This window comes from Caballeronia catudaia (assembly GCF_001544755.2).
Taxonomy (GTDB): Bacteria; Pseudomonadota; Gammaproteobacteria; order Burkholderiales; family Burkholderiaceae; genus Caballeronia; species Caballeronia catudaia.
Window position 1 is genome coordinate 59,550 of sequence record NZ_FCOF02000005.1, and the last position, 23,078, is coordinate 82,627.

A 23,078-nucleotide genomic window follows, 5' to 3' on the forward strand; every position below is an offset into this window, starting at 1 on the left:
TTATTTCACGCTTTCCAGCGCCTTTCTCACCGTGCCGAAGAGCTGATCGATCTGATCGTCCTCGATGATGAGCGGCGGCGAGAACGCGAGGATATCGGCGGTATAACGAATGAGCACGCCCGCTTCGAAGCACTTGACGAACACTTCATACGCACGCGCGCCCGGCGCGCCTTCGCGCGGTTCCAGCTCGATGCCCGCCACGAGCCCGAGATTGCGGATGTCCTTCACGAACGGTGCATCGCGCAGCGCGTGAGCGGCGCTCTCGAACTTCGCGGCCTTCGATGCCGCGCGATCGAACAGCTTGTCGCGCGTATACAGATCGAGCGTGGCGATGGTCGCGGCGGTCGCGACCGGATGCGCCGAGTACGTATAGCCGTGAAACAGTTCGATGGCGTTGGCCGCGCCCGCATTGACGACCGTGTCGTGCACGTTGCGATGCGCGGCGACGGCGCCCATCGGAATGGTCGCGTTGTTGATCGCCTTGGCCATCGTGATGAGATCGGGCGTCACGCCGAAGTACTCGCTCGCCGTGGCCTTGCCGAGACGGCCGAAACCGGTGATCACTTCGTCGAAGATCAGCAGGATGCCGTGCTTCGTGCAGATGTCGCGCAGCTTCTGCAAATAGCCCTTCGGCGGCACGAGCACGCCCGTGGAGCCCGCGAGCGGCTCGACGATGACAGCCGCGATCGTCGAGGCATCGTGCAGCGCGACGATGCGCTCCAGATCATCGGCGAGATGCTCGCCCCATGCGGGCTGGCCCTTCGAAAACGCGTTGTTCGCGAGGTCGTGCGTATGCGGCAGATGATCGACCGATGGCAACAGCGCGCCCGAGAACGTCTTGCGATTCGGCGCGATGCCGCCGACCGAAATGCCGCCGAAGCCGACGCCGTGATAGCCGCGCTCGCGGCCGATGAAGCGTGTGCGCTGGCCTTCGCCGCGCGCGCGGTGATAGGCAAGCGCGATCTTCAGCGCCGTATCCACCGACTCCGAGCCCGAGTTCGTGAAGAAGATGCGGTCGAGTCCTTCGGGCATGAGGCTGGCCACTTTGGTCGCCGCTTCGAACGCGACCGGGTGGCCCATCTGGAAGGTCGGCGCGAAGTCGAGCGTGGACAGCGCCTTTTGCACCGCGTCGACGATTTCGTCACGGCAATGGCCCGCGTTCACGCACCAGAGGCCCGCCGTGCCGTCGAGCACTTCGCGGCCATCGGTCGAGCGGTAGTACATGCCCTTCGCGCTTTCGAGCAGGCGCGGCGCGGCCTTGAACTGGCGATTGGCGGTGAAGGGCATCCAGAACGACGAAAGATCGTCGATGACGGGGCGGGCATTCATGGCGGGTCTCCTCCTCGGAAAGTTCGGTCACTGCACTGTATGCCTCGGCAAAATAGCGCGGCATAGACAGTTGCATCCCTGCTCTGCCAACTGTGCTGGCAAAATGTCGCGAACTGTATTGGTCAATGGGCGGTTGCCGCGATATCCTCGAATCCATGATCGAACTCAAGCTGGAGCGCGGCTCGCGTCAGGCGCCGACGCTCGTCGAACAACTGGTGCGCGCGTTCGCCACGGCGATCGGCGAGCAGACGCTGCGTGCGGGTGCGCTGCTGCCGTCGGTGCGGCGTCTCGCCGAGGCTGAAGACCTGAGCACGTTCACCGTGACGGAAGCATATGGCCGGCTCGTGTCGATGGGCCTCGTCACCGCGCGGCGCGGCTCGGGTTATCGCGTGGCCGTGCGCGGGCAGAGCGAGCGCGTGCGGGCGGTCGTTTGGCAGCCGCCGAGCCTCACGGCGACATGGCTTTTATCGGACGTATTCGCCGATCATTCCGTGCCGATCAAGTCGGGCTGCGGCTGGCTGCCCAACGAATGGGTCAACGAAAGCGGCCTGCAGCATGCGCTGCGCGCGGTCAGCCGCGTGCCGGCGGCGCGCATCGCGGATTACGGACATCCGTACGGCTTTGCGCCGCTGCGCGAGCGGATCGCCGAGCAACTGGATCGTCACGGCCTGCCTGTCGATGCCGCGTCCAACGTGCTGCTGACAGCGGGCGCGACGCAGGCGCTCGATCTCATCGTGCGGACCTTGCTGCGTGCCGGCGACGCGGTCGTCGTCGAAGATCCGGGGTACTGCAATCTGCTGCAGATTCTGCGGCTCGCCGGGCTCGAAGTGCATGGCGTGCCGCGCACCGTCGCGGGCATCGATACCGATGTGTTCGAGCGCATCGTGATCGAGCATCGGCCGAAAGCGGTGTTTCTCAACACGACCTTGCAGAACCCGACGGGCGCGACCTTCAGCATGGCGTCGGCGTTTCGTCTGATGCAGATCGCGGAGCGGCACGGACTATGGGTCGTCGAGGACGACGTGAACCGCGAGCTGGCGCCGCCCGGCGCGCCCTTGCTCGCGGCGATGGAAGGCTTGAGCCGCGTGCTGTACGTCGGCGGCTTTGCGAAGACGATCACGCCTTCGCTGCGCTGCGGCTATGTCGTCGCGGAACGCAATGTGTTGCGCGAACTGGCGCGCACCAAGATGGCCGTGGGGCTGACAACGTCGGAGGCGACGGAGCGCATCGTCGAGAAAGTGCTGACGGAAGGGCGCTATGCGCGGCACGTCGAATTGGTCGTCGAGAAGCTGAAGGATGCGCATGCGCTCGTCGAGGACCGCATGGACGCGCTGGGCGTCGCGTTGTTCCGGCGTCCGCGCGCGGGACTCTTCGTGTGGGGCGCGTTGCCGATCGATCCCGCCGAAGGAAGCGCCGTCGCGACACGCGCGTTGCAGCACGGCATATGGCTCGCACCGGCTTCGTATTTCCGGCCGGATGATGCGCCGAGCGCATCGTTTCGATTCAACGTCCCTTATTCAATGGACGACGCGCTTTGGAGTTTTCTGGAGAAAGCGATAAAAGGTTTCTAAAAAAAAGATACGGCGAAAACGACTCGCCGTATCCGCGAAACCGAATAACTTTATTGCGCGACCTGCGAAGAAGCAGAAACCGAAACCTGTCCGCGCTGATTCTGCGCCGCGCGTTCCGTATTGCCGAAATCCCCGCGTCCTTGCGTGGCCTCTTCCGCAGCGAAGGTTTGCGCGCTGACGCCATGTTGTGAAGCCGGTGCGCCGACATCGGGACGATAATGCGGCGCCGGGCCATAGCCGCTAGCAAATGCAGAGCCGGCAAATGCAGAACTCAATGCAATGGCAAAGCCCACTACGAGTCGCTTGTTCACAGAGTGCTCCAATGGAATATGAGGAGATGCAGTTGTCCGATGCAAAGCAACCGCAACCGGAAAGCGAATCGTTCGATTCGAAACGCTCCCGACATGTGAACGCAGTGTAGAAGGCATTCGCCGCTTTTTAATCGCGCGAAAAGCCAATTGAGTTTTCGTCGATCTCAAACAATGGGATGACGCCGCGTGTCCGAATGATTCATTCACGCGGCGCTTCAATCATGCGGATGCGCCGTTGCTCGCAGATGGCGTCGGTGTTTCGGGCGCCCGCGCATTCGTTTGCTCAGGCTCGGGTGCAGGTACGGAGCTCGCCGCTGCTTCGGCCGCCTTTTTGCGAGGCGCGCCGCGCTTTGCCGTCTTGACCGCTGGTTTGGCCGCGGCTGATTTCCTTGCGGCAGGCGCCGTGGCCTTCTTCTTCGCCGCGCTTACGCCCGTTTGCGATGTCTTGTCTTTCTTCGCGGCCACGCTGGAAGACTTCTTCGCCGGCGCTTTTTTCGCGGCTGCCTTGGGCTTGCTCAGGCTCTCGCTGCCTTCGCCATCGATCAGAAACTTGCTGCGATCCTTCACGTTCGCGATCCACGCGGGCGGGCGCGCCCAGCCGCTCCACGTTTCGCCCGTCTTCGGATTGCGATACTTCGCGGGCAGCTTGCCTTTCTTCGCGAGCTTGGTCATCGCTTCATGACGGCCCGCCGGCGCGGGAAGGGCGACGCGCGGCTTCGCTGCGGCCTTGGATTTCTTGCCGTGCCGGTCGATATCCGCAGTGGTGAGGCCGTGCCGCTCCATCATGGCGCGGATATCGTCGAGCACGGCTTGCGCGCGCTTGGCGATCAGGTGTTCCGCCTGCGACTGGAGCTTCTTCAATTTGGCTTGTATCTGCTTGAGTGTGGCCATCGCGGTCTCCTTTCTTTCATGAAGGCGCTATTACTCGCCGTAGATGTCGAAGTCGAAATACTTCTGCTCGATGCGCTTGTACGTGCCGTCCTTGATCATCGCGGCGATGGCGCCGTCGAGCTTCTCTTTCAGATCGGTGTCTTCCTTGCGCAAGCCGATTGCGGTGCCGGGTCCGAAGATCGCGCTGTCTTCGAGTGCGCCGCCCGCGAAGCCGTAGGGCTTGCCGCGCGGCGTATCGAGGAAGCCGCGTTCGGCTTGCACCGCGTTTTGCAGCGAGGCGTCGAGACGGCCCGTCAGCAAATCCGCGTAGACCTGATCCTGATCCGCGTAGGACACGACCTTCACGCCCTTCGCGCCCCAATGCACCTTCGCATAAGTTTCCTGCATCGAGCCCTGCTCGACGCCGACCGTCTTGCCCGCGAGCGATTCCGCCGTCGGCTGGATGCTCGAATCGTGTTTTGCGACGAGGCGTGTGGGGACGTGGAAGAGCTTGCTGGAGAACGCGATCTGCTTGACGCGCGCGGGCGTCATCGACATCGTGGAAAGCACGCCGTCGAATTTGCGCGATTTGAGGCCCGGAATCATGCCGTCGAATGCGTTCTCGACCCACACGCACTTCGCATTGAGGCGCCGGCACAGTTCATTGCCGACATCGATGTCGAAGCCGACCAGCGTGCCGTCGGGTGCTTTCGATTCGAAAGGCGGATAACTCGCATCGACGCCGAAGCGGATCGTCGACCATTCCTTCGCATGCGCCCCGATCGATACGGTCAGCATCGAGCCCAACAACACCGTCAACAGCCTCTTCACGATAGTCCCTTCTTTATATGAGTTATGAATGTAGACGGCATGCGCCGCCGTTGTCGATTATAGAGGCGCGATTCGGGCGCAATAAAAAAGGCCGCGAATAAATCGCGGCCCTTGCAGTCGAAACGATGTGCTGAAAGTTATCCCGCACGCACTTCGACGCGGCGCGGACGCGCTTCCTCGCGACGCGGAATCGTGAGCTTCAGCACGCCGTTCGTGAGGTTGGCGTCGATCTTCGAGGTGTCGAAGTCTTCGCTGACCGTGAAGGCGCGTGCGAAACGCGGCGCGCGCAATTCTGCGTGATGCACGCGCACGGCGCCTTGCACCGGCAGTTCCGCTTCCGCTTCGATGGTGAGGCGCGCGTCGTGCACCTTCACGTCGAGCTTCTCGCGCGGCACGCCGGGCAGATCGGCCCATAGCGTGATGCCGTGGCTATCCTCGACGATATCGACGGCGGGCGTCACCGTGGCGCGGCGCGACGTGTCTTCGCTTTTGCGCGTCGTTTCGTTCGTCTTTTGCGGGGCGATTTGCGTGTTGTCGGTCATGATGAACTCCCTCTTACTGAATGGTGATCGCGCGCGGCTTCGATGCTTCGCGCTTGCCGATGGTGATGGACAGCGTGCCGTTTTCATAACGCGCTTCGACCTTGTCGGTGTCTGCGTTCTGCGGCAGTTCGATCACGCGGCGGAAGCTGCCCGTGAAGCGCTCTTTCGCATAGGTGCGCGCGCCTTCGACACTGGCTTGAGCCTTGCGCTCGCCGCTGATGGTGAGCGTGCCTTTATCGACCGCGACATCGAGCGAAGAAGGCTCGACGCCCGGTGCGAACGCGACGATATGAATCGCGTCATCCGTGCTGCCGATGTTCAGGCGAGGGAACGCATCGGCGCGGCTCGAACGAATGCTCGAAGGAAGATTTCCGAACAGCGAGGACACCTGCCGCTGCATGCGGTCCAGCTCCGAGAAAACATCGCCGCCAAAATAAAAGTCACTCATGGTCAGTCTCCGATAGTGCGGCCCGTGAGGCCGGCAGCAGGAAGTTCAAACGACAGCGGGTTCTCGCTGCCTGTGCATCCAAGGTAGGTGCGAGGGCTATCGTTTCAATATCGGAGCGCTATGTTTCAAGCGGTTTTTATTTTTTTCGGGCGGCTCTTGAAACTCATCGAAGCGCGCTTATATCGGTTCGAATGTGCGCTTGCCAGTGTGCTATTCAGCATCTCGGTGCGATGCGAGATCGCCCTGGTAAAAGCCCGCGAAGCGCGCGAACTGTCGTTCGGCATCGGCAAGGTCCAGGCCTTCCTTGAGCACCGCGCTCGAAAATCCCGTTCGCTCCATCTGCACGAGCTGATCGATCAACACGTCGCCCGTTGCGCGCAAATCGCCTCTGAAGCCGAGCCGCCGGCGCAGCAGATAAGCCTGGCTATACGCGCGGCCATCGGTGAAATGCGGGAAGTGCAGTTCGATGCGATCGAGCTCCGTCAGGCGATCTTTCAGCGTGAACGGATCGTCGTCGTTCGCGAGGCGCGCCACGCGTTCGTTCTTGTCGATGTCGTGATCCTGCTGCGTGAGAATGCGCATGCGTTGAACGCCGTTCATGCCGATACCTCCTCGTTCACGCGCACCGCATTCGCCGATGTCTTGAACGGCGTCAGTCCCACGCGCCGCACCGTGTCGATGAAACGTTCGTCATGTTCGCGCGCGTCGCGATACGTCGTCAGAATCGCTTCGATCGCATCGGGCACTTCGGCCGCGCTGAACGACGGTCCGATCACCTTGCCGGGCTGCGGCGCGCCGCTTGTCGCGCTGCCGTCCGATCCGCCGAGCGTGATCTGATACCACTCGCGTCCGTCCTTGTCGACGCCGAGCACGCCGATGTGCCCGCTGTGATGATGCCCGCACGAATTGATGCAGCCGCTGATATGCAGATCGATTTCGCCGATGTCGTCGAGTTCGTCGAGATCCTGATAGCGCTCGGTGATGGCCTGCGCGACCGGCAATGAACGCGCATTCGCGAGCGCGCAGAAGTCGCCGCCGGGGCACGCGATCATGTCGGTGAGAAGCTGCACGTTCGCGCTCGCGAAGCCCGCTTCGCGAGCCGCCTGCCATAGCGCAAGCAGCTCGCTCGCGCGCACCCAGGGCAGCACGACGTTTTGCGTATGCGTGACGCGCGCTTCGCCCGCCGAGAACCGGTCGGCGAGATCCGCGACGATATCGAGCTGGTCCGCGGTGGCATCGCCGGGCGATTGCAAGAGACGCTTGAAGGACAGCGTGACGATGCGCAACGCGGGGTCTTTGTGCTGCGCCACATTGCGTTGCAGCCAGCGCGCGAAGAGCGGATGCCCGTTGGCGTTGGCCTCGGCTTCATCGACGCTTGCGTGCGACGCGTGCGACGCGTGCAACGCAGGCGGCACGAACGACGCGCGCACGCGCTCCAGTTCCGCCGGCGTGATGAGATGCGGCGCGCCGTCATGCTCGACGATCTGCCGGAATTCCTCGTCGACGTCGTCGATATAGCGCTGGCCTTCGGCCTTCACCAGGATCTTGATGCGCGCCTTGTATTTGTTGTCGCGACGTCCGTAGCGGTTGTACACGCGCACGATCGCTTCGATGTAGTTCATGATGTGCTGCCACGGCAAAAACTCGCGCATCAACGTCGCGATGACGGGCGTGCGCCCCATGCCGCCGCCCGCGCTCACGCGAAAGCCCAGTTCGCCAGTTTCATTGCGCACGAGTTGCAGGCCGACGTCATGCCATGCGGTCGCCGCGCGGTCTTCGCTCGCGCCCGTGATCGCGATCTTGAACTTGCGCGGCAGGAACGCGAACTCGGGATGCAGCGTCGTCCATTGCCGCATGATTTCGGCGAAGGGACGCGGATCGGCGACTTCATCGGGCGCGACGCCCGCGCGTTCATCGCAGGAAATATTGCGGATGCAATTGCCGCTCGTCTGAATGCCGTGCATGTCGACGGTGGCGAGCAAATCCATGACGTCCGCGGATTTTTCTAACGGAATCCAGTTGAACTGCACGTTGGTGCGCGTGGTGAAGTGCGCGCAATGAGTCGGCAGCCGTTCGGTGCCGAGCTTGCCCTGCGCCGCGCTAGCAACGCGATAAACATCCGGATCGGGATCGTCGTAGTCACGGGCGATGCGCGCGAGCACGCGCAATTGCGCGCTCGACAATTCGCCATAAGGAACGGCGACCCGCAGCATCGGCGCATGGCGCTGCACGTACCAGCCGTTCTGCAGCCGCAACGGGCGAAATGCGTCTTCGCTCAGGCGGCCGTCCTGCCAGCGTTCCAACTGATCGCGGAATTGCGCGGCGCGGCTCTTCACAAAAGATTTATCGAACTCGGTGTATCGGTACATGGATGCGGCGGCGTGGCGGAGGAAGGGCCAACGATAGGGCGCGAGACGGCAGGAGAACAAGCAGCAGTTGCGATGAATTTCATGGAAGCAGTGCGCATCGCGCCTGAATCTGCTGCCGTCGAATACGCCGCAACTGCTGCTGTTTTTCGCACGATGCGTGACGCATCATGAATCCGTGAACAAAGGAGCCGCTCATGGAACTCTTGAAGATGATGCGCATCGTGCTATGGAGCTTTTTCGGCGTGCGCAAGCGCGCGTCGCACAACGCCGACTTCGCGCAGGTGAAGCTGCAACTCTTGCCGGTCATCGCCGTGATGCTCGCAGCCGCGTTCGGGCTCACGCTGTTGACGGTCGCGAAGTTCGCCACGGGCATCGCGCACTGAAACGGCTGCGCGCTCCGCGTCCCGCTCTTACAATGGCGGCCGGATGATTGCCACGAGCGAGGAGCGGACGATGAAGGTGTGCATCTATGGCGCGGGCGCCATCGGCGGATGGATCGGCGTGAAGCTCGCGCAGGCAGGTTGCGATGTGAGCGTGGTCGCGCGCGGCGCCACGCTCGATGCGTTGAAGAAGGAAGGTCTGCGCCTCGTCGAAAAAGACGCGACGCATACGGTGAAAGTCGCGGCGAGCGACAATGCCGCCGATCTCGGCGTGCAGGATCTCGTCGTCGTGGCCGTGAAGGCGCCGGCGATGGAATCCGTCGCCATGCAAATAGCGCCGCTGCTTTCGCGTGACACCGCCGTGCTGACAGCGATGAACGGCGTGCCCTGGTGGTTCTGCGACGGCCTCGGCGAGGCCTTCGCGGGCAAGCGTCTGTCGTCGGTCGATCCGCACGGCGCGATCGCCGCCGCGATACCCGGCGCGCAGACGGTCGGCTGCGTCGTGCATGCAAGCTGCTTCGTCGAAGCGCCGGGCGTGATTCGTCATCATCTGGGCAAGGGCCTGATTCTCGGCGAAGCCACCGGCGCGCCGAACGCACGCACGGAATCGCTCGTCACGCTTTTTTCGATGGCGGGCTTCGACGTCACGCTCTCTCAACAGATTCAGCGCGATGTCTGGTTCAAGCTGTGGGGCAACATGACGATGAACCCCATCAGCGCCATTACCGGCGCGACGACCGACCGCATTCTCAGCGACGATCTCGTGCGCGGCTTCGTGACCCATGTGATGCTGGAAGCCAAGGAAATCGGCGCGCGCTTCGGCATTCCCATCGAGCAGGACCCGGAAGACCGCCACGCCGTGACGCTCAAGCTCGGTGCGATGAAAACGTCGATGCTTCAGGACGTGCAGGCCGGCAAGGCGGTCGAGCTCGACGCGCTCGTCGCGTCCGTGCGCGAGCTTGGCGCGATGACCGGCGTGCCGACGCCGTTCACCGATGCCTTGCTCGGTCTCGCGCGCCTGCACGCGCGCACGCTGGGGCTTTATCCGGCGAGCTGAATCGCCCTCACGCGACCACGATACGCAGCGGGTCCGCAGCCGCGAACGCTTCGGCCCGCTTCGCGCTCGGCGGATAAATCCACTCGGTGTTGATGCGCGTCTTCAGCGCTTTCGCTTCCGCGCCCGCCATCTTCACTTCACGTTCCCAGCCTTCCGTATAGACCGCGCCCCACGGGCCGAGGTCGAGACACGTCACGTATTTCGGCTGACTGTATGGAATCGGCGCTTCCCCGAGCAAGTCCGCCGCGACGTTGTGGCCCGCCGAGCGGCCGAGGTTCATCGCGTGCTGGCAGGACATCATCGCGTGGTTGCCTTCGCCGTCGGTGGCGGCGTAGGCGACATCGCCTGTCGCGTAGACCGTGTCGACACCCAGCACGCGCAGATTGCGATCCACATGCAGGCGGCCGACCGCGTCGCGTTCGGCGGGAATCTGCGCGGTCAGCGAGCTCGCGCGCACGCCCGCGGTCCAGATCACCGTGCTCGCTTCGATGCGCGCGCCGTCGGACGTGGTGAGGCCGTTCGCATTGACCGACGTCACCGCCGTGCCGAGCCGCCATTGCACGCCGAGCGATTCGAGCGCTTCCACGATGACCGGGCGCGGGCCCGCGCCGAGGTCCGGCCCGATCTCCGCATTGCGCTCGACGATGATCACGCGCACGTCCGCGTTCTCGCCCAACGCCGCGCGCAGACGCGCCGGCATTTCCGCAGCCGTTTCGATCCCCGTGAATCCGCCGCCCGCGACGACGACCGTGTTGCGCGCAGGCGTATCTGGCTGCGTCGCGAGTTGCTTGATATGCGCTTCGAGCGCGGCGGCTTCATCGACCTGATCGACGCTGAACGCATGTTCTGCGAGCCCCGGAATCCGCGGACGGAACAGGCGGCTGCCCGTCGCCAGAACGAGACGGTCGTAGTTCAGCGTCGAGCGCGAGCCGTTGGCGCCGACGACGTCGACCTTGCCGCGCGCGACGTCGATGCGCTCCACCGTGCCCTGAATGAAGCCGACGCCCGTGGAAGCGAAGATATCCAGCAACGGCGCTTTCATGCCCGCGGCGTCTTTCTCGTAAAGACGCGGACGCACGTGCAGGTGCGGCTCAGGCGCGATCAACAAGACTTCGATATCCGTCCTGCCGTGCTGATCGATGAGGCGCGCGGCGGAAAGGGCGCTCCACATGCCGGCGAAGCCGGCCCCGATTACCAGAATACGCTTGGACATTTCGATGCTCCTTGGGATTCGACGTTGGGTTTGCTCGACAGACGTTTCTACGTCGACGTCGATTATCTACGATTCTACGAGTCGTAGATATGAAGAGCAAGAAATTTGGCTGACGCACCACACTTTGTCTTGGTTTCGCGGATTCGAACTGAAAGCAGCGTAACTAAGACACGGCGAAGCCTAGTTGATGTGCATCGCCGGCCGTCGCGCTAAGCTGGAGGGCCCGCGCAACGAAACATCAGAGGAAGCGAATGGAGCAACAGAACCAGCAGGAAGGCGCAAGCGAGCTCGCCCAGATGCGCGACATGCTGCGCGAGTTCGTTTGCGAGCGCGACTGGAGCCGGTTTCACTCGCCGAAGAATCTGGCGGCGGCGCTATCGGTCGAGGCGAGCGAATTGCTCGAACCGTTCACGTGGCTCGCCAGCGGCGACAAATCCGAGCTCGACGAAGCCAAATTGCGCGCGATTCGTCACGAGATGGCGGACGTGCTCGCGTATCTCGTCATGCTCGCCGATGCGCTGGAGGTCGATCTGCATCGCGCGCTCATCGAAAAGATGGCGCTGAACCGGTCGAAGTATCCGGCGCACAAAGTGAAGGGCGACGCGCGTAAATACACCGAGTACGACGAGTAAAAATCGAGCGAGAAATGAGAGAGAAACGGTTAAGCTTGCCGTTCGTTCCCTGGAGGATTGCCGATGGACTTTTCGCTCTCGCCGGAGTTGACCGATTTGCAGGCGCGCGTGCGCGCTTTCATCGCCGATGAAATCGTGCCGCTCGAGCGCGATCCGCGTTGCACGCCGCACGGCCCGAACGAGGCGCTGCGCGCCGAACTGATCGCGAAAGGCCGCAAGGCGGGGCTGTTGTCGAGCCACGTATCGCCGGAGTTCGGCGGCCTCGGCCTGAATCACGTCGCGAAGGCCATTCTCTTCGAGGAGGCGGGCTATTCGCCGCTCGGCCCGGTTGCGCTGAATATCGCCGCGCCGGACGAAGGGAACATGCATCTGCTCGAAGCGATCGCCACGCCGCAGCAGAAGGAGCGCTGGCTGCGTCCGCTCGCGGCGGGCGCGATCCGCTCGTGCTTCTGCATGACGGAGCCGCCGCCGGGCGCGGGCGCCGATCCCGCGATGCTGCAAACGATCGCCATGCAGGACGGCGACGAGTACGTCATCGACGGCAGCAAATGGTTCATCACGGGCGCGGAAGGCGCGGCGGTCGCGATCATCATGGCGAAATTCGCCGACGGCCCCGCGACGATGTTTCTCGCGGACATGTCGAGCCCCGGCATCGTGATCGAACGCGCGATGGATTCGCTCGACACATGCTTTCCGGGCGGCCACGGTGTCGTGCGCTTCGAGGGCTTGCGGGTGCCGCAAGAGAATGTTTTGGGCGAGCCGGGCGAAGGATTCCGCTATGCGCAGGTGCGGCTATCGCCCGCGCGTCTCACGCACTGCATGCGCTGGCTCGGCGCCGCACGGCGCGCGCACGACGTCGCGACGGCTCACGCGCGGCGGCGTCACGCGTTCGGCAAGGCGTTGGGCGAGCATGAAGGCGTCGGCTTCATGCTCGCGGATAACGAAATGGACCTGCACGTGACGCGCCTCGCCATCTGGCACTGCGCGTGGGTGCTCGATCAGGGCGTGCTCGGCAAGCACGAGTCGAGCATCGCGAAGGTGGTGTCGTCGGAGGCGTTATGGCGCGTCGTCGACCGCTCGGTGCAGGTGCTTGGCGGTCAGGGCGTCACGCATGAAACTGTCGTCGCGCGGATCTTCGCGGACATGCGCGCGTTCCGGATCTACGACGGTCCGTCGGAAGTGCATCGCTGGAGCATCGCGCGGCGCATTCTGCGCGGACCGAAGCCGCGCGCCGAATCCGCCTGACGAATGCCGCTCTACTGCACCGTGCTATTTCCCTGCGCCTGCCGCTGCGCGATGATGCGGCTCGCGCGCATCGCGTTGTCGGGATAGTTGAGCCAGTCGTTGGGATCGTAGCCGACCGAGCGCCATAGCAGAAATTCCTGCCGGACCTGCGCGCGCGTTTTCGGCGCGTTCGGGTCGCTCGTCTGCGCCTGCGTCTGTGCGTATGCGGATGCCGCGCAGCACAGAGCCAGCGCGCCGAGAACGATGCGGGAGAGAGATGTCATGACGATTACCTCATACCGTGCAGCACGGTCATTTCATTCTAGGTGACAGAACGCGAAAGAGCAGAAGACGTTTGCTTCTGCGCCGCACGGCGCATTCCCGCTTCGTGTACGTGACATTCAATATGCTGTGTACTGACGAACCGTCCTATACTCGATTGTTTCGGGCGGGGCGTTTCGACGCGGCGCAGAACCAATAGCCTGAGATAAACAACGAAAAGAAACACACGATAAACAGGCGCAGTCATGAGCACCTCGAGCGTTGCCGTCACGAGCAGTTTTCCGGAGATGGATGAACTGAAAGCGATTCGCGTAGCGGGCGGCGCGCGTTTCACATGGCGCACGAGCAGTGAAGTGCGCGTGCGGCAACACACGTTTCCGCTTCTGAGCGCGTCGATCGGCTCGGACGATCCGCAGGCGCCCGCCATCGGTTTTTTCGGCGGCGTTCATGGTCTCGAATGTATCGGCACGCAACTCGTGCTCGAATATATGCGCGCGCTGCTGCGCCGCCTCGAATGGGACGACACGCTGCATCACCAGTTACGCGCGATCCGGCTCATCTTCATGCCGATCGTCAATCCCGGCGGCATGTTCGCACGGACGCGCGCGAATCCGAACGGCGTCGATCTGATGCGCAATGCGCCGCAAAGCGCCGAAGGGCGCGTGCCGTTTCTCGCGGGCGGCCAGCGCATCGGGCCGTGGCTGCCGTGGTATCGCGGGGCCGCCGATGGCCGCATGGAAGTGGAGAGCGCGGCGCTGCTCTCGCTCGTCGAAGAACAGTTGATGTCGCGGCCGCTCAGCTTCGCGCTCGATTGTCATTCGGGCTTCGGCTGGGACGACAGCATCTGGTTTCCGTACGCGCGCACCGAGCGGCAAATGGCGCATCTGCCTGAAATGTTTCTGTTGAAGACGATGTTCGAGGAGTCGTGCCCGCATCATGGCTACGCGTTCGAGCCGCAAAGTCATCAATACCTGTTGCATGGCGACTTGTGGGACTTCGCGTACGACCGCTCGTGCGCGCCCAACATTTTTTTGCCGATGACGCTCGAACTCGGATCGTGGCGCTGGATCCGCAAGAATCCGATGCAAGTGTTCTCGCGGCTCGGCATCTTCAATCCGATCAAGGCGCATCGCACGCGGCGTGTGTTGCGGCGTCATCCGAACTTCTTCGACTTCCTTACGCGCGCCGCGTTCTCGTCGCGCCGCTGGCTGCCGCGCGGTGAATTCCGCGACGAAGTCATGCGACGCGCGCGCGAACACTGGCAGCGCACGGGCGTGTCATGAGCCAGTGGATTCTGTTGCGCGGACTCGCTCGGGAAGCGCGTCACTGGGGCGCGTTCGAGGCTGCGCTCGGCGCGCATGGGCTCGTCGGCGCGGGCGAGCGCGCGGTGTGCATCGATCTGCCGGGTAATGGTGCGGAACATGCGCAAGCCACGCCGCATTCCGTCTTCGCGATGATGGATTCCGTGCGCGCACGCGCCGCCGCGACGAACGTGCGCCTGCCATGCCGCGTCATCGCGATGTCGCTCGGCGCGATGGTCGCGACCGCATGGGCGCAACGGCATCCTGGCGAGATCGAGCGACTCGTGTTGATCAATACGAGCATGCGTCCGTTCGCGCGCCTGCACGAACGTCTGCGGCCCGCGGCCTGGCCGACGCTCGGTCACATCGCGATGAACTGGTCCCGGCCCGAGCGATGCGAAGCGTCGATTCATCGTTTGACGTGCAATCGTGGCGATGCGATTGATGCGGACATCGCGCAATGGTCGCAACTGCGGCGCACGCATGGCGCGAGCGCGGCGAACGCGCTGCGGCAACTCGCTGCGGCGGCGCGCTTTCGCGCGGCACGCGATGCGCCGCGGTGTCCGGTGCTGCTGCTTTCGTCGGCGGCGGACAGGCTCGTCGATCCGACATGCTCCGCGCGCGTCGCGAATCAGTGGCGCGCTTCGCATGCGGTGCATCCGTGGGCGGGTCACGATCTTCCGCACGACGATGCGGACTGGACGTGCCGGGCGATTGCCACATGGCTGGACGAACATCGAACGCATACGAACGAATACGAACGCGTGCGACACGCGGACGACTCATCTCACCTGAGCGGAACATGAAACCACCGATCATCAACCTGGACACGCTGCAACCGCAACCGCTGCCACCCGAATTCGCACCGACCGGCGACGCCGCCGAGCGCTTTGCGCCGCGCATCGCGCGGATCGGCGGTATGCTCGGCGCGAAGAAGCTCGGCTACAGCCTCATCGTGCTCGAACCGGGCAAGCGGGCGTTTCCGTTTCATCATCATCGTGTGAACGAAGAGATGTTCTTTGTCGTCGAAGGCGAGGGCGAAGTGCGTGTCGGCAGTCACACGCATGCGATCCGCGCGGGCGATATCATCGCGTGTCCGCCGGGCGATGCCGAAACGGCGCATCAGATCGTCAACACGGGCACGCAGACGCTGCGCTACCTGGCGATCAGCACGATGCAATCGCCCGAAGTCGTCGAGTATCCGGATACCGGCCGTCAGGCCGTGCTCGTCGCCGATGAACCGGGCGTCAAAGGCCTGCGCGCCGTCTTCCGCGCCAGCGATTCGCTCGGATACTGGGACGGCGAATGAAACGGGCGCGAACGTGACAGATAACCGTCATTGCGGACATCTCGCGCTTTGTTGCATATAACGGTCACGGATTTCTTGTTAATTCCTGCTAACCGCGTGCCGTCAACACCACGGATAGGGAAACCTCGTGTTGCAACGCAGCATCGCATTGCGTATGCTGTTTCTGGGGAGCGGCAAGTCCGCTTCGAAGCACGACATGAACAATCAAACGCCGGTAAGCAAGGAGCGTTTCATTGGGTGGGGCCGGTAAGCGTTACGGGCGTCCGCTCGAAGGAGCCGCAATATGGAACTGAGCACATCGTCGAAACCGACGCTGCATGTCTTCCTTCAGGAAGGCGGGTGGCATTGGGGCATCACCGTCGAACGCCAGGCTGGAGGCGGGATGAAGGTCGTCGCGTATAGCGACGAAGGCTTCGATTCCGAGGAAGAAGCGCGCGAGGACGGCGAGCACGTCCTGCGCTCGGAAGACTGGCGCTCGCGTCAAAGCTTCGGCCGCAGCGAGCGGCGACAAGGCTATTCCTGATCGGGCGGCACGCGTTCGCCTCGATATTCTCGTGCGGTTCAGCTTTCGTCCGTTGTTCCCCGATGTTCCCCATCCTCGCTGCATCTTTCCCCTGCACTGAAAACGCGCGACACTGAACGCACCTTCGTATCGACCGAGGCGCCCGACATGTCGTCTGTTCCTTGTCCCGCTCGCGCCACACCCGACGATCTGCGCTTCGCCGTGCGCCGTATGACGCCGGACGATGCCGACGTCGCCCTCGGCTGGGCCGCGACCGAAGGCTGGAACCCCGGCCTCGACGACGCCCACTCGTTCTTCGCCGCCGATCCGTACGGTTTTTTCGTCGGGACGTGGGACGGCGCGCCGATCGGCTGCATCTCGGCGGTCGCATACGGCGATGCGTTCGGCTTCATCGGTCTCTATATCGTCAGCCCGGAATGGCGCGGCAAGGGCTTCGGCATGCGCTTGTGGAACGAGGGCATGGCCTATCTCGGCGCGCGCAACATCGGGCTCGATGGCGTGCTCGCGCAGCAGCCGAACTATCGGAAATCGGGTTTCGTGCTGGCGTATCGCAACGTGCGTTATGAAGGCATCGCGTCGGCGGATGACGAGCCCGTCGATGGCGTGATCGTCGCCGATGCGCTAAGCGTTCCCTTCGAAAGGCTGCTCGACTACGACACGCGCATGTTCGCGTGCGAGCGCGGCGCGTTTTTGCGCGCGTGGCTGTCGCAGCCGCAGGAGCGCGCACATGCGTGCATCGCGCTCGATGGCGACAGCGTGCGCGGCCTCGCCGTGATCCGCCGCTGCGGCACCGGCCACAAGATCGGTCCGCTTTTCGCTGATGATCTGCCGACGGCGCGCGCGCTGTATCGTGCGCTCGTATCGGGCGTGCCGGGCGATGCCGTGTTTCTCGACGTGCCGGAAAGCAATCCCGCGGCGGTCGCGCTGGCCGTCGAACATGACATGCAGAGCGTCTTCGAAACGGCGCGCATGTACACGCGGGCGGCCCCGGACGTGCCGCTTGCGCAGGTTTTCGGCGTGACGAGTTTCGAACTCGGCTGACGTCTCGAACGCCGCAGTCAGGCCGGCGGCGCGCCGTCGTGGAACATCGTCTTCAGTTGCGCGCGCAACTCGGGCGAGTCCGTGTGCCGATGCACGCTCATCGCGTGCTGCACGGCCGCTTCCATCAACTCGTCTTCGGTGTCGGCGGAAAGAACGACGCTGCAATTCACATCGCTCGGGCACTCGCGGCAATCTATGTACTTGCGTGTCATGGCATCCTCCTCGCATGAGACGCTAATCCCAGTATAGGCGGCGCGCAGGCCGCCATGACCGATGTTTGCACGCTCGCGCCCGCTCCGGTAACGTGTGACGTCTGTGCCACTCGCGAGCCTGCTCATGAGCCACGAACATCCGCATCACCACGAACACGATCACACCGGCAGCGCGCTGCCGGAGATGGATCTGCGCGTGCGCGCGCTCGAATCGCTGCTGGTCGAGAAGGGTTATATCGATCCCCAGGCGCTCGATGTTTTCATCGAAACGTACGAGCACAAGGTCGGGCCACGCAACGGCGCGCGCGTGGTCGCGAAGGCGTGGCGCGATCCCGCGTATCGCGCGTGGCTCTTCGACGATGCCACCGCCGCCATCGCATCGCTCGGCTTCACCGGACGGCAAGGCGAGCACATGGTCGCGCTGGAAAACACGGAGGACGTGCATAACATGGTCGTCTGCACGCTGTGCTCGTGCTATCCGTGGTCGGTGCTCGGCCTGCCGCCCGTCTGGTACAAGTCGGCGCCGTATCGCTCGCGCGCGGTGATCGACCCACGCGGCGTGCTGAAGGATTTCGGCGTCGAGTTGCCGGAACGCGTCGAACTGCGCGTGTGGGATTCGACCGCCGAAGTGCGCTATCTCGTCATACCGATGCGTCCCGCGGGCACCGATCATCTCGACGAAGACGCGCTCGCGAACCTCGTCACGCGTGATTCGATGATCGGCACGGGCCTGGCGCTCGCGCCATCGCAGACGGCGGGAGCATCGGCATGAACGCGGCGCACGACATGGGCGGCATGCAGGCGTTCGGTCCCGTCGAGATTGATGTGTGCGACGCGCCGGGCGCATCGCCGTTTCATGCGGACTGGGAGCGGCGCGTGTTGGCCGTGACGCTCGCGATGGGCGCGACGGGCCAATGGAACATCGACACGTCGCGGGCCGCGCGCGAAAGTCTGCCGCCCGCGCAATATCTCGGCAGCAGCTATTACGAGATCTGGTTCGCGGGCTTGAAGAAGCTGCTCATCGCGAAAGGCCTCGCGAATGCCGATGAAATCGCGAGCGGCCACGCGCAGTCCGCCGCGAAGCCGAACGTGCGCGTGCTGAAGGCGGCCGACGTGAGCGCGGCGCTCTTGCGCGGCGCGCCGGTCGATCGTCCGGCGACATCGCCCGCGCGCTTTGCCGTCGGCGATGAAGTACGAACCAAGCTGATGAATCCGCCGACGCATACGCGTTTGCCGCGCTACTGCCGGGGCAAACGCGGCCGTATCGTCGCGGTGCGCGGCACGCATGTGTTTCCCGATGAAAACGCGCTTGGCCACGGCGAGCATCCGCACTGGCTCTACACCGTGCGCTTCGATGCCACCGAACTGTGGGGACCGGACACGACGGCGTCTTCGGTATGCGTCGATTGCTGGGAGCCATATCTCGATGCGACGCGCGCGTGACATGACATCAGACGAACCGAAGCTGGAAGCACTGCGCGCCGCGTTGCCCGAACTGCCTTTCGGTGACGATGGCCCCGTGTTTCGCGCGCCCTGGGAAGCGCAGGCCTTCGCGATGACGCTCGCGTTGCACGAGCGCGGCGTCTTCACATGGAAGGAATGGGCGCACGCGCTGAGCGTCGCGATCGGCAACGCGCAGGCATCCGGCGACCCGGATCACGGCGATACGTACTACGCGCACTGGCTGAGCGCGCTGGAGCGCCTCAGCGCGGAGAAGGGCTGCGTGAGCGAGGCTATGCTTGCGCACCGGCGCGTCGAATGGGACGAGGCCGCGCGCAGCACGCCGCACGGTCAGCCGATCGTGCTGCGGCACCGACATGACTTGACCGCCGCGACGCTCGACGCGTATCGCGCGGCGATCTATCGTGTCGACGATATTGACATGAAGATCGGCGTCGCGAATGCGGCGGTCGTGTCCTTGCTCGCGCAACACGACGTGGCGAGCGCGGTGTTCGTCACGGCGTTCAATCCGTTTGGCGAGGTGCTCGCGCCTGACGAAAACGCGCAGCGGCAGCGCAGTCTGGTCGAACGTGTCGGGGCGTTGGGACTGCGCGCGCTGCCGGGCGAGGGCGTCGATCCGACGAAGGTCTGGACCGCCGAAGCGAGCCTTTTCGTGCTCGGCGCGACGCCCGACACCGCCGATATGCTCATGAGCGCGTTCGAGCAGAACGCCGTGGTGTATGTCGATCGCGCGGGAGTGCCGCGATTGCTGCTGCATCCGGATCATCGCTGAAACCATCCACGAGGAGAATCTCATGCCGCTCGTTCGAATCGACCTGCAGGAAGGTAAAGATAGCGCGTATCGCACGGCAATCGGCGACGTGGTGTATGACGCCATGCGCGCGACGCTCGACGTGCCCGAGAACGACCGCTTTCAGATCGTCGCGGAGCATGGCGCGACGGATCTGATCATCGACCGCACATATCTCGGCATCATCCGCACCGACGATTGCATCGTGATTCAGGTCACGCTCAACGAAGGCCGCGATCTCGCGAAGAAAACCGCGTTCTACAAGGCCGTCGCCGATGGCTTGCACGAGCGGCTGAAGTTGCGGCGCGAGGACGTGTTCATCAGTCTCGTCGAAGTGAAGAAGGAGAACTGGTCCTTCGGCAACGGCGAGGCGCAATACGCACCCAAATGACCGAAACGACGCTTCCCTTCGAGATACGCCCGATCCCGCTCCCCGCCGAGGCCCCCGCCGACGTGCGCGTCTGGCTCGTCGAGCTGGACCTGACCGCACCGGTCGACGGCGCGGCGTATGCGGCGCTCGACGAAAGCGAACGCGCACGCGCCGCGCGTTTCCTGCGCCACGCGGATGCCGCGCGCTTCGCCACGATGCGTTGCACCCTGCGTCATCTGCTCGCCGCCGAGACGAACAGCGATGCCGCATCGCTCGTGCTGGACGCCAACGAAAAGGGCAGGCCGTTTCTCGCGCAGCCGGACGCGCCGGATTTCAACGTCTCGCATTCGGGCGCGTACGGATTGATTGCGATATCGCGGGCGCGACGCGTGGGCGTCGATATCGAGGAAGCGCCGCCCTCATACCATTGGCGCGAACTCGCGCCCGCCGTGCTCGCCGATGCCGACCGCCGCGAAATCGAAGCGATGCCCGAAGCCGCCCGCATCGGCGGATTCTTCGACTGCTGGACGGCTAAGGAAGCGGTGTTGAAGGCGCACGGCGACGGCATCGGCGGAGGAGCGATCACGCTGACCGGTTTTTCGGTCCTGCCGCGCGTTGGTGAACGCTATACGGTCACGCGAACGGCCGGCGCGTTCGAGGCCGTCGCGCTCACCGCGCCTTCCGGCTACGCCGCCGCGCTCGCCTGGTCGTTTTGATGCAGCGCAACGGCGCTCACGCCGCCTTCGTGCGCAGCAGATCCCGATGCGTGAGATACAACCGAAGATCGAATTCGATTTGATGGTAGCCCGGCTGCATCAGCTCGCAGAGCCGGTAAAACGCCTTGTTGTGATCGCTTTCCTTCAGATGCGCGAGTTCATGCACGACGATCATCCGAAGAAACTCGGGCGCCGTGTCCTTGAACAGCGATGCAATGCGGATTTCCTTTTTCGCCTTGAGCTTCGCGCCCTGCACGCGCGAAATGGCCGTATGTAGACCGAGCGCATGACGCAGAACGTCGAGCTTGCTGTCGTAGATGACCTTGTCGATGGCGGGCGCGACGCGCAGAAATTCCTGTTTGAGGTCGGAGCAATAGCCGTAGAGCGCGCGGTCGGACTGCACCGCGTGCTTGCTCGGATAGCGCGCGTCGAGATACGCGCCCAGTTGTTGCTGGGCGATCAATCGGCGCACCTTGTCCTGTAGCGTGTTCGGGTAGGCGCTCAGGTATTTCAGGTGTTGCATGACGGCGAATTTCAAAAGAATGCGTTCAATGCCTGAATGCGCAGGCGGGCGTGGGGCGCACGGAAGAGCGTCCGCAGCATGAATTGCGCAGCGATCTAGCAAACATTTTAGTCAACGGCGCGCCACCTCGCCGCCGTTGTGATCACAAGGCTGTTTCAGGGGGCGCAATTCCGTAAGTTTATGTTTCAGCCCGGCCCCGATTGCAGGCGCCGTGCGAACATGCGCGCTTTCTGGCAAGGGCGACAAGGCGGTCTTTCATGGCATCGAGCAAGGCGCATCACGCGACCGGATGGGCGGCCGGCATCATCGCGGCGGCGGTCGTCACGCATCCGGTCACGGTGGCACGCGTGGACCTGCTCGCCGGCGTGCTCGCACTGCTCGCGGGTGTGGCCGGCGCCACCGCGCCGGACTGGCTCGAAGTCGCGTGGTGGACGCGTGCGCGCAGGCTGTGGATCACGCATCGCACGCTCACGCACTGGGGCATCGGCTGGGCCGCGCTGCTCGCGCTTTCGTATCACTTTCTCGGGCGGCATCCCGCGGCGCCGCTCGCGTTCGGCTTCGCATGCGGCGGCCTCATGCATCTTTTCGCGGACTGGCCGAATCCGCTCGGCGTGCCGTGGATCGCGTCGCGTCATTCGCTCAATCTGTGGACGAGCGGGCATTGCGATCTCATCATCGTGGCGGGAGCGTGGGCCGCAGCGCTTTTCGTCGTCGACGATGTCTGGTTTCATCATGCCTATGGCCGCATGCTGCTGAACGCACTGCGCATCTAGCCCGACATCGCGAGGAGTCTCGTTCTCATGCAATCACATCACACGAAGCGTCGTTTTCTACTGTTCTTCGCCGCACTCTTCACGATGCTCGCGCTCAACGGCTGCGCGGGCTTCTTCAACCGGGATGCGATGCGCGTGACCGTCGCGGGCATCGAGCCGCTCGAAGGCCAGGGTCTGGAGATGCGCTTCGCGGTGAAGCTGCGCGTGCAGAATCCGAACGACGCGCCGATCGACTTCGACGGCGTCGCGCTCGATCTCGACCTCAACGGCCGCCCGTTCGCGAGCGGCGTGAGCGATCAGCGCGGCTCGGTGCCGCGTTTCGGCGAAACGGTCGTGTCCGTGCCGGTGACCGTGTCGGCGTTTTCGGTCGCGCGTCAGGCGTTCGGCTTCGCGACCGGCGACACCGTCAACAAGGTGTCGTACGCCGTGCGCGGCAAGCTCGCGGGCGGCATGCTCGGCGGCGCGCGCTTTTCCGACACGGGCTACGTCGACTTGCCGATGAGCAGCGCGACCGGCTACTAGACCCGCGACGCTTCCGCCGGATCGTACGGAATCACACGATCCGCCTCGTTGGCGTCGTTGCGCGCGATCACGGCGCGCGCCGGTTCAGTCGCGCTCAGATTGACCGGCTGATGCGGCACGCCAGGCGGGATGAAGACGAAGTCGCCCGGCTCGTTGATGACCGATTCCGCGAGTCCCGGCCCATAGCGCGTCTCGATGCGCCCTTCCAGAATATAGATGCCCGTTTCGTAGCCGACGTGGATGTGCGGCTCGGCCTGTCCGCCCGGCGGCACGACGACGAGATGCATCGACAGGCCGCGCGTGCCCGCCGTCCGGGCCGACAATCCGATGAAATACGGCAGACGCTGAACCGCCGCCGCGATCTCCTGCTGCGGCCGCACGGTGACGACCTTCTGTTCCGTTTCCTGCATGGCGTTCTCCTGTCGGACGTCCATCGACAATAGTCGATCGCGCGTGTCGCGCAAAGGTCACGCGGCGC

The 23,078-nt window shown here is 63.9% G+C and carries 30 protein-coding genes; 17 read left to right on the plus strand and 13 right to left on the minus strand.

What is annotated here, in order from left to right; genetic code table 11:
- Positions 1-1,329 (minus strand): aspartate aminotransferase family protein, encoded by a 1,329-nt coding sequence (locus AWB75_RS07175; protein ID WP_061123396.1) that lies wholly within the window; start codon positions 1,327-1,329, stop codon positions 1-3.
- Between the two features lie 155 nt (positions 1,330-1,484).
- On the opposite strand from AWB75_RS07175, the gene AWB75_RS07180 reads away from it, so the two are divergent.
- The gene (locus tag AWB75_RS07180) at positions 1,485-2,900 is read left to right on the plus strand and encodes an aminotransferase-like domain-containing protein (RefSeq protein WP_061123577.1); all 1,416 of its coding nucleotides are present in this window, start codon (positions 1,485-1,487) and stop codon (positions 2,898-2,900) included.
- A gap of 50 nt (positions 2,901-2,950) precedes the next feature.
- Here AWB75_RS07180 and AWB75_RS07185 read toward each other — a convergent pair whose 3' ends face one another.
- The 7 genes from AWB75_RS07185 to AWB75_RS07215 all read right to left on the minus strand — a co-directional run bounded on the left by AWB75_RS07185 (position 2,951) and on the right by AWB75_RS07215 (position 8,271).
- On the minus strand, positions 2,951-3,211 hold the full coding sequence (locus AWB75_RS07185) for a hypothetical protein (protein ID WP_061123397.1): 261 nt from the start codon (positions 3,209-3,211) through the stop codon (positions 2,951-2,953).
- A gap of 219 nt (positions 3,212-3,430) precedes the next feature.
- A complete protein-coding gene (locus tag AWB75_RS07190; RefSeq protein ID WP_061123398.1) occupies positions 3,431-4,102 on the minus strand; it encodes an H-NS histone family protein in 672 nt (223 codons plus the stop codon).
- Between the two features lie 30 nt (positions 4,103-4,132).
- On the minus strand, positions 4,133-4,912 hold the full coding sequence (locus AWB75_RS07195) for an ABC transporter substrate-binding protein (protein WP_061123399.1): 780 nt from the start codon (positions 4,910-4,912) through the stop codon (positions 4,133-4,135).
- Positions 4,913-5,049: 137 nt separating this feature from the next.
- Positions 5,050-5,454, minus strand: coding sequence for an Hsp20/alpha crystallin family protein (locus tag AWB75_RS07200; protein ID WP_061123400.1), 405 nt, complete (start codon positions 5,452-5,454; stop codon positions 5,050-5,052).
- Positions 5,455-5,467: 13 nt separating this feature from the next.
- A complete protein-coding gene (locus AWB75_RS07205) occupies positions 5,468-5,902 on the minus strand; it encodes an Hsp20/alpha crystallin family protein (protein WP_061123401.1) in 435 nt (144 codons plus the stop codon).
- Positions 5,903-6,112: 210 nt separating this feature from the next.
- Positions 6,113-6,502, minus strand: a complete 390-nt coding sequence (locus tag AWB75_RS07210; protein ID WP_061123402.1) for a DUF934 domain-containing protein — start codon at positions 6,500-6,502, stop codon at positions 6,113-6,115.
- Positions 6,499-8,271, minus strand: coding sequence for a nitrite/sulfite reductase (locus AWB75_RS07215; RefSeq protein ID WP_061123403.1), 1,773 nt, complete (start codon positions 8,269-8,271; stop codon positions 6,499-6,501). The genes AWB75_RS07210 and AWB75_RS07215 overlap by 4 nt, the downstream gene beginning before the upstream one ends.
- Before the next feature lie 194 nt (positions 8,272-8,465).
- Between AWB75_RS07215 and AWB75_RS07220 the strand changes: the two genes are divergently transcribed.
- Both AWB75_RS07220 and AWB75_RS07225 read left to right on the plus strand, forming a co-directional pair.
- Complete coding sequence (locus tag AWB75_RS07220; protein WP_061123404.1) at positions 8,466-8,654, plus strand: DUF2970 domain-containing protein; 189 nt, start codon at positions 8,466-8,468, stop codon at positions 8,652-8,654.
- Between the two features lie 70 nt (positions 8,655-8,724).
- The gene (locus AWB75_RS07225) at positions 8,725-9,708 is read left to right on the plus strand and encodes a 2-dehydropantoate 2-reductase (protein ID WP_061123578.1); all 984 of its coding nucleotides are present in this window, start codon (positions 8,725-8,727) and stop codon (positions 9,706-9,708) included.
- A gap of 7 nt (positions 9,709-9,715) precedes the next feature.
- On the opposite strand, the gene AWB75_RS07230 is transcribed toward AWB75_RS07225, so the two are convergent.
- On the minus strand, positions 9,716-10,921 hold the full coding sequence (locus tag AWB75_RS07230; protein ID WP_061123405.1) for an NAD(P)/FAD-dependent oxidoreductase: 1,206 nt from the start codon (positions 10,919-10,921) through the stop codon (positions 9,716-9,718).
- Positions 10,922-11,172: 251 nt separating this feature from the next.
- Here AWB75_RS07230 and AWB75_RS07235 point away from each other — a divergent pair, with 251 nt between their 5' ends.
- Both AWB75_RS07235 and AWB75_RS07240 read left to right on the plus strand, forming a co-directional pair.
- Positions 11,173-11,553, plus strand: coding sequence for a nucleotide pyrophosphohydrolase (locus tag AWB75_RS07235; RefSeq protein WP_061123406.1), 381 nt, complete (start codon positions 11,173-11,175; stop codon positions 11,551-11,553).
- A 63-nt stretch (positions 11,554-11,616) separates the two neighbouring features.
- On the plus strand, positions 11,617-12,798 hold the full coding sequence (locus AWB75_RS07240; protein WP_061123407.1) for an acyl-CoA dehydrogenase family protein: 1,182 nt from the start codon (positions 11,617-11,619) through the stop codon (positions 12,796-12,798).
- An 11-nt stretch (positions 12,799-12,809) separates the two neighbouring features.
- Here AWB75_RS07240 and AWB75_RS07245 read toward each other — a convergent pair whose 3' ends face one another.
- Positions 12,810-13,061 carry a DUF4148 domain-containing protein gene (locus AWB75_RS07245; protein ID WP_061123408.1) on the minus strand — a complete coding sequence of 84 codons (252 nt, stop codon included), beginning with the start codon at positions 13,059-13,061 and terminating at the stop codon, positions 12,810-12,812.
- A gap of 243 nt (positions 13,062-13,304) precedes the next feature.
- Between AWB75_RS07245 and AWB75_RS07250 the strand changes: the two genes are divergently transcribed.
- The 5 genes from AWB75_RS07250 (at position 13,305) to AWB75_RS07270 (ending at position 17,233) form a co-directional block, all read left to right on the plus strand.
- Entirely contained in the window at positions 13,305-14,342 is a 1,038-nt protein-coding gene (locus AWB75_RS07250; RefSeq protein ID WP_061123409.1) for a M14 family zinc carboxypeptidase, read from the plus strand.
- The gene (locus tag AWB75_RS07255; RefSeq protein WP_061123410.1) at positions 14,339-15,166 is read left to right on the plus strand and encodes an alpha/beta fold hydrolase; all 828 of its coding nucleotides are present in this window, start codon (positions 14,339-14,341) and stop codon (positions 15,164-15,166) included. Before AWB75_RS07250 ends, AWB75_RS07255 begins: the two co-directional genes overlap by 4 nt.
- Positions 15,163-15,669 carry a cupin domain-containing protein gene (locus AWB75_RS07260; RefSeq protein ID WP_061123411.1) on the plus strand — a complete coding sequence of 169 codons (507 nt, stop codon included), beginning with the start codon at positions 15,163-15,165 and terminating at the stop codon, positions 15,667-15,669. Before AWB75_RS07255 ends, AWB75_RS07260 begins: the two co-directional genes overlap by 4 nt.
- Positions 15,670-15,952: 283 nt before the next feature.
- Complete coding sequence (locus AWB75_RS07265; protein ID WP_061123412.1) at positions 15,953-16,192, plus strand: hypothetical protein; 240 nt, start codon at positions 15,953-15,955, stop codon at positions 16,190-16,192.
- A gap of 147 nt (positions 16,193-16,339) precedes the next feature.
- The gene (locus tag AWB75_RS07270) at positions 16,340-17,233 is read left to right on the plus strand and encodes a GNAT family N-acetyltransferase (RefSeq protein WP_061123413.1); all 894 of its coding nucleotides are present in this window, start codon (positions 16,340-16,342) and stop codon (positions 17,231-17,233) included.
- Positions 17,234-17,250: 17 nt separating this feature from the next.
- Here AWB75_RS07270 and AWB75_RS07275 read toward each other — a convergent pair whose 3' ends face one another.
- Positions 17,251-17,445, minus strand: coding sequence for a DUF1059 domain-containing protein (locus AWB75_RS07275; protein ID WP_061123414.1), 195 nt, complete (start codon positions 17,443-17,445; stop codon positions 17,251-17,253).
- Positions 17,446-17,569: 124 nt separating this feature from the next.
- Here AWB75_RS07275 and nthA point away from each other — a divergent pair, with 124 nt between their 5' ends.
- From nthA to AWB75_RS07300, 5 genes are read left to right on the plus strand one after another with little or no spacing between them, the layout of a single operon-like run.
- Positions 17,570-18,217, plus strand: coding sequence for a nitrile hydratase subunit alpha (nthA, locus tag AWB75_RS07280; RefSeq protein WP_061123579.1), 648 nt, complete (start codon positions 17,570-17,572; stop codon positions 18,215-18,217).
- A complete protein-coding gene (nthB, locus tag AWB75_RS07285; protein ID WP_061123415.1) occupies positions 18,214-18,888 on the plus strand; it encodes a nitrile hydratase subunit beta in 675 nt (224 codons plus the stop codon). Before nthA ends, nthB begins: the two co-directional genes overlap by 4 nt.
- Before the next feature lies 1 nt (position 18,889).
- Positions 18,890-19,678, plus strand: a complete 789-nt coding sequence (locus AWB75_RS07290) for a nitrile hydratase accessory protein (RefSeq protein ID WP_061123580.1) — start codon at positions 18,890-18,892, stop codon at positions 19,676-19,678.
- A 22-nt stretch (positions 19,679-19,700) separates the two neighbouring features.
- Entirely contained in the window at positions 19,701-20,087 is a 387-nt protein-coding gene (locus tag AWB75_RS07295; protein WP_061123416.1) for a tautomerase family protein, read from the plus strand.
- Positions 20,084-20,782: a 4'-phosphopantetheinyl transferase family protein gene (locus AWB75_RS07300; RefSeq protein ID WP_061123417.1), complete on the plus strand. Its 699-nt coding sequence runs from the start codon at positions 20,084-20,086 to the stop codon at positions 20,780-20,782. Before AWB75_RS07295 ends, AWB75_RS07300 begins: the two co-directional genes overlap by 4 nt.
- A 16-nt stretch (positions 20,783-20,798) precedes the next feature.
- On the opposite strand, the gene AWB75_RS07305 is transcribed toward AWB75_RS07300, so the two are convergent.
- Positions 20,799-21,305 (minus strand): M48 metallopeptidase family protein, encoded by a 507-nt coding sequence (locus AWB75_RS07305; protein WP_061123581.1) that lies wholly within the window; start codon positions 21,303-21,305, stop codon positions 20,799-20,801.
- A gap of 257 nt (positions 21,306-21,562) precedes the next feature.
- Between AWB75_RS07305 and AWB75_RS07310 the strand changes: the two genes are divergently transcribed.
- Complete coding sequence (locus tag AWB75_RS07310; protein ID WP_061123418.1) at positions 21,563-22,078, plus strand: metal-dependent hydrolase; 516 nt, start codon at positions 21,563-21,565, stop codon at positions 22,076-22,078.
- Between the two features lie 27 nt (positions 22,079-22,105).
- Positions 22,106-22,600 carry an LEA type 2 family protein gene (locus AWB75_RS07315; protein WP_061123419.1) on the plus strand — a complete coding sequence of 165 codons (495 nt, stop codon included), beginning with the start codon at positions 22,106-22,108 and terminating at the stop codon, positions 22,598-22,600.
- Here the strand turns inward: AWB75_RS07315 and AWB75_RS07320 are convergent.
- Positions 22,597-23,010, minus strand: a complete 414-nt coding sequence (locus tag AWB75_RS07320; protein ID WP_061123582.1) for a cupin domain-containing protein — start codon at positions 23,008-23,010, stop codon at positions 22,597-22,599. The two genes, AWB75_RS07315 and AWB75_RS07320, sit on opposite strands and share 4 nt — an antisense overlap.
- Between the last annotated feature and the right edge of the window lie 68 nt (positions 23,011-23,078).

Bases quoted from the DNA above. Each gene is read 5' to 3' on its own strand.
- AWB75_RS07310 (WP_061123418.1), top strand. From the start codon at position 21,563: ATGGCATCGAGCAAGGCGCATCACGCGACCGGATGGGCGGCCGGCATC.
- AWB75_RS07190 (WP_061123398.1), bottom strand. From the start codon at position 4,102: ATGGCCACACTCAAGCAGATACAAGCCAAATTGAAGAAGCTCCAGTCG.
- AWB75_RS07200 (WP_061123400.1), bottom strand. From the start codon at position 5,454: ATGACCGACAACACGCAAATCGCCCCGCAAAAGACGAACGAAACGACG.
- AWB75_RS07320 (WP_061123582.1), bottom strand. From the start codon at position 23,010: ATGCAGGAAACGGAACAGAAGGTCGTCACCGTGCGGCCGCAGCAGGAG.
- AWB75_RS07205 (WP_061123401.1), bottom strand. From the start codon at position 5,902: ATGAGTGACTTTTATTTTGGCGGCGATGTTTTCTCGGAGCTGGACCGC.
- AWB75_RS07295 (WP_061123416.1), top strand. From the start codon at position 19,701: ATGCCGCTCGTTCGAATCGACCTGCAGGAAGGTAAAGATAGCGCGTAT.
- nthA (WP_061123579.1), top strand. From the start codon at position 17,570: ATGAGCCACGAACATCCGCATCACCACGAACACGATCACACCGGCAGC.
- AWB75_RS07175 (WP_061123396.1), bottom strand. From the start codon at position 1,329: ATGAATGCCCGCCCCGTCATCGACGATCTTTCGTCGTTCTGGATGCCC.
- AWB75_RS07180 (WP_061123577.1), top strand. From the start codon at position 1,485: ATGATCGAACTCAAGCTGGAGCGCGGCTCGCGTCAGGCGCCGACGCTC.
- AWB75_RS07225 (WP_061123578.1), top strand. From the start codon at position 8,725: ATGAAGGTGTGCATCTATGGCGCGGGCGCCATCGGCGGATGGATCGGC.
- AWB75_RS07250 (WP_061123409.1), top strand. From the start codon at position 13,305: ATGAGCACCTCGAGCGTTGCCGTCACGAGCAGTTTTCCGGAGATGGAT.
- AWB75_RS07315 (WP_061123419.1), top strand. From the start codon at position 22,106: ATGCAATCACATCACACGAAGCGTCGTTTTCTACTGTTCTTCGCCGCA.
- AWB75_RS07245 (WP_061123408.1), bottom strand. From the start codon at position 13,061: ATGACATCTCTCTCCCGCATCGTTCTCGGCGCGCTGGCTCTGTGCTGC.
- AWB75_RS07275 (WP_061123414.1), bottom strand. From the start codon at position 17,445: ATGACACGCAAGTACATAGATTGCCGCGAGTGCCCGAGCGATGTGAAT.
- AWB75_RS07215 (WP_061123403.1), bottom strand. From the start codon at position 8,271: ATGTACCGATACACCGAGTTCGATAAATCTTTTGTGAAGAGCCGCGCC.
- AWB75_RS07305 (WP_061123581.1), bottom strand. From the start codon at position 21,305: ATGCAACACCTGAAATACCTGAGCGCCTACCCGAACACGCTACAGGAC.
- AWB75_RS07290 (WP_061123580.1), top strand. From the start codon at position 18,890: ATGACATCAGACGAACCGAAGCTGGAAGCACTGCGCGCCGCGTTGCCC.
- AWB75_RS07220 (WP_061123404.1), top strand. From the start codon at position 8,466: ATGGAACTCTTGAAGATGATGCGCATCGTGCTATGGAGCTTTTTCGGC.
- AWB75_RS07255 (WP_061123410.1), top strand. From the start codon at position 14,339: ATGAGCCAGTGGATTCTGTTGCGCGGACTCGCTCGGGAAGCGCGTCAC.
- AWB75_RS07240 (WP_061123407.1), top strand. From the start codon at position 11,617: ATGGACTTTTCGCTCTCGCCGGAGTTGACCGATTTGCAGGCGCGCGTG.
- AWB75_RS07265 (WP_061123412.1), top strand. From the start codon at position 15,953: ATGGAACTGAGCACATCGTCGAAACCGACGCTGCATGTCTTCCTTCAG.
- AWB75_RS07300 (WP_061123417.1), top strand. From the start codon at position 20,084: ATGACCGAAACGACGCTTCCCTTCGAGATACGCCCGATCCCGCTCCCC.
- AWB75_RS07210 (WP_061123402.1), bottom strand. From the start codon at position 6,502: ATGAACGGCGTTCAACGCATGCGCATTCTCACGCAGCAGGATCACGAC.
- AWB75_RS07230 (WP_061123405.1), bottom strand. From the start codon at position 10,921: ATGTCCAAGCGTATTCTGGTAATCGGGGCCGGCTTCGCCGGCATGTGG.
- AWB75_RS07260 (WP_061123411.1), top strand. From the start codon at position 15,163: ATGAAACCACCGATCATCAACCTGGACACGCTGCAACCGCAACCGCTG.
- AWB75_RS07270 (WP_061123413.1), top strand. From the start codon at position 16,340: ATGTCGTCTGTTCCTTGTCCCGCTCGCGCCACACCCGACGATCTGCGC.
- AWB75_RS07235 (WP_061123406.1), top strand. From the start codon at position 11,173: ATGGAGCAACAGAACCAGCAGGAAGGCGCAAGCGAGCTCGCCCAGATG.
- nthB (WP_061123415.1), top strand. From the start codon at position 18,214: ATGAACGCGGCGCACGACATGGGCGGCATGCAGGCGTTCGGTCCCGTC.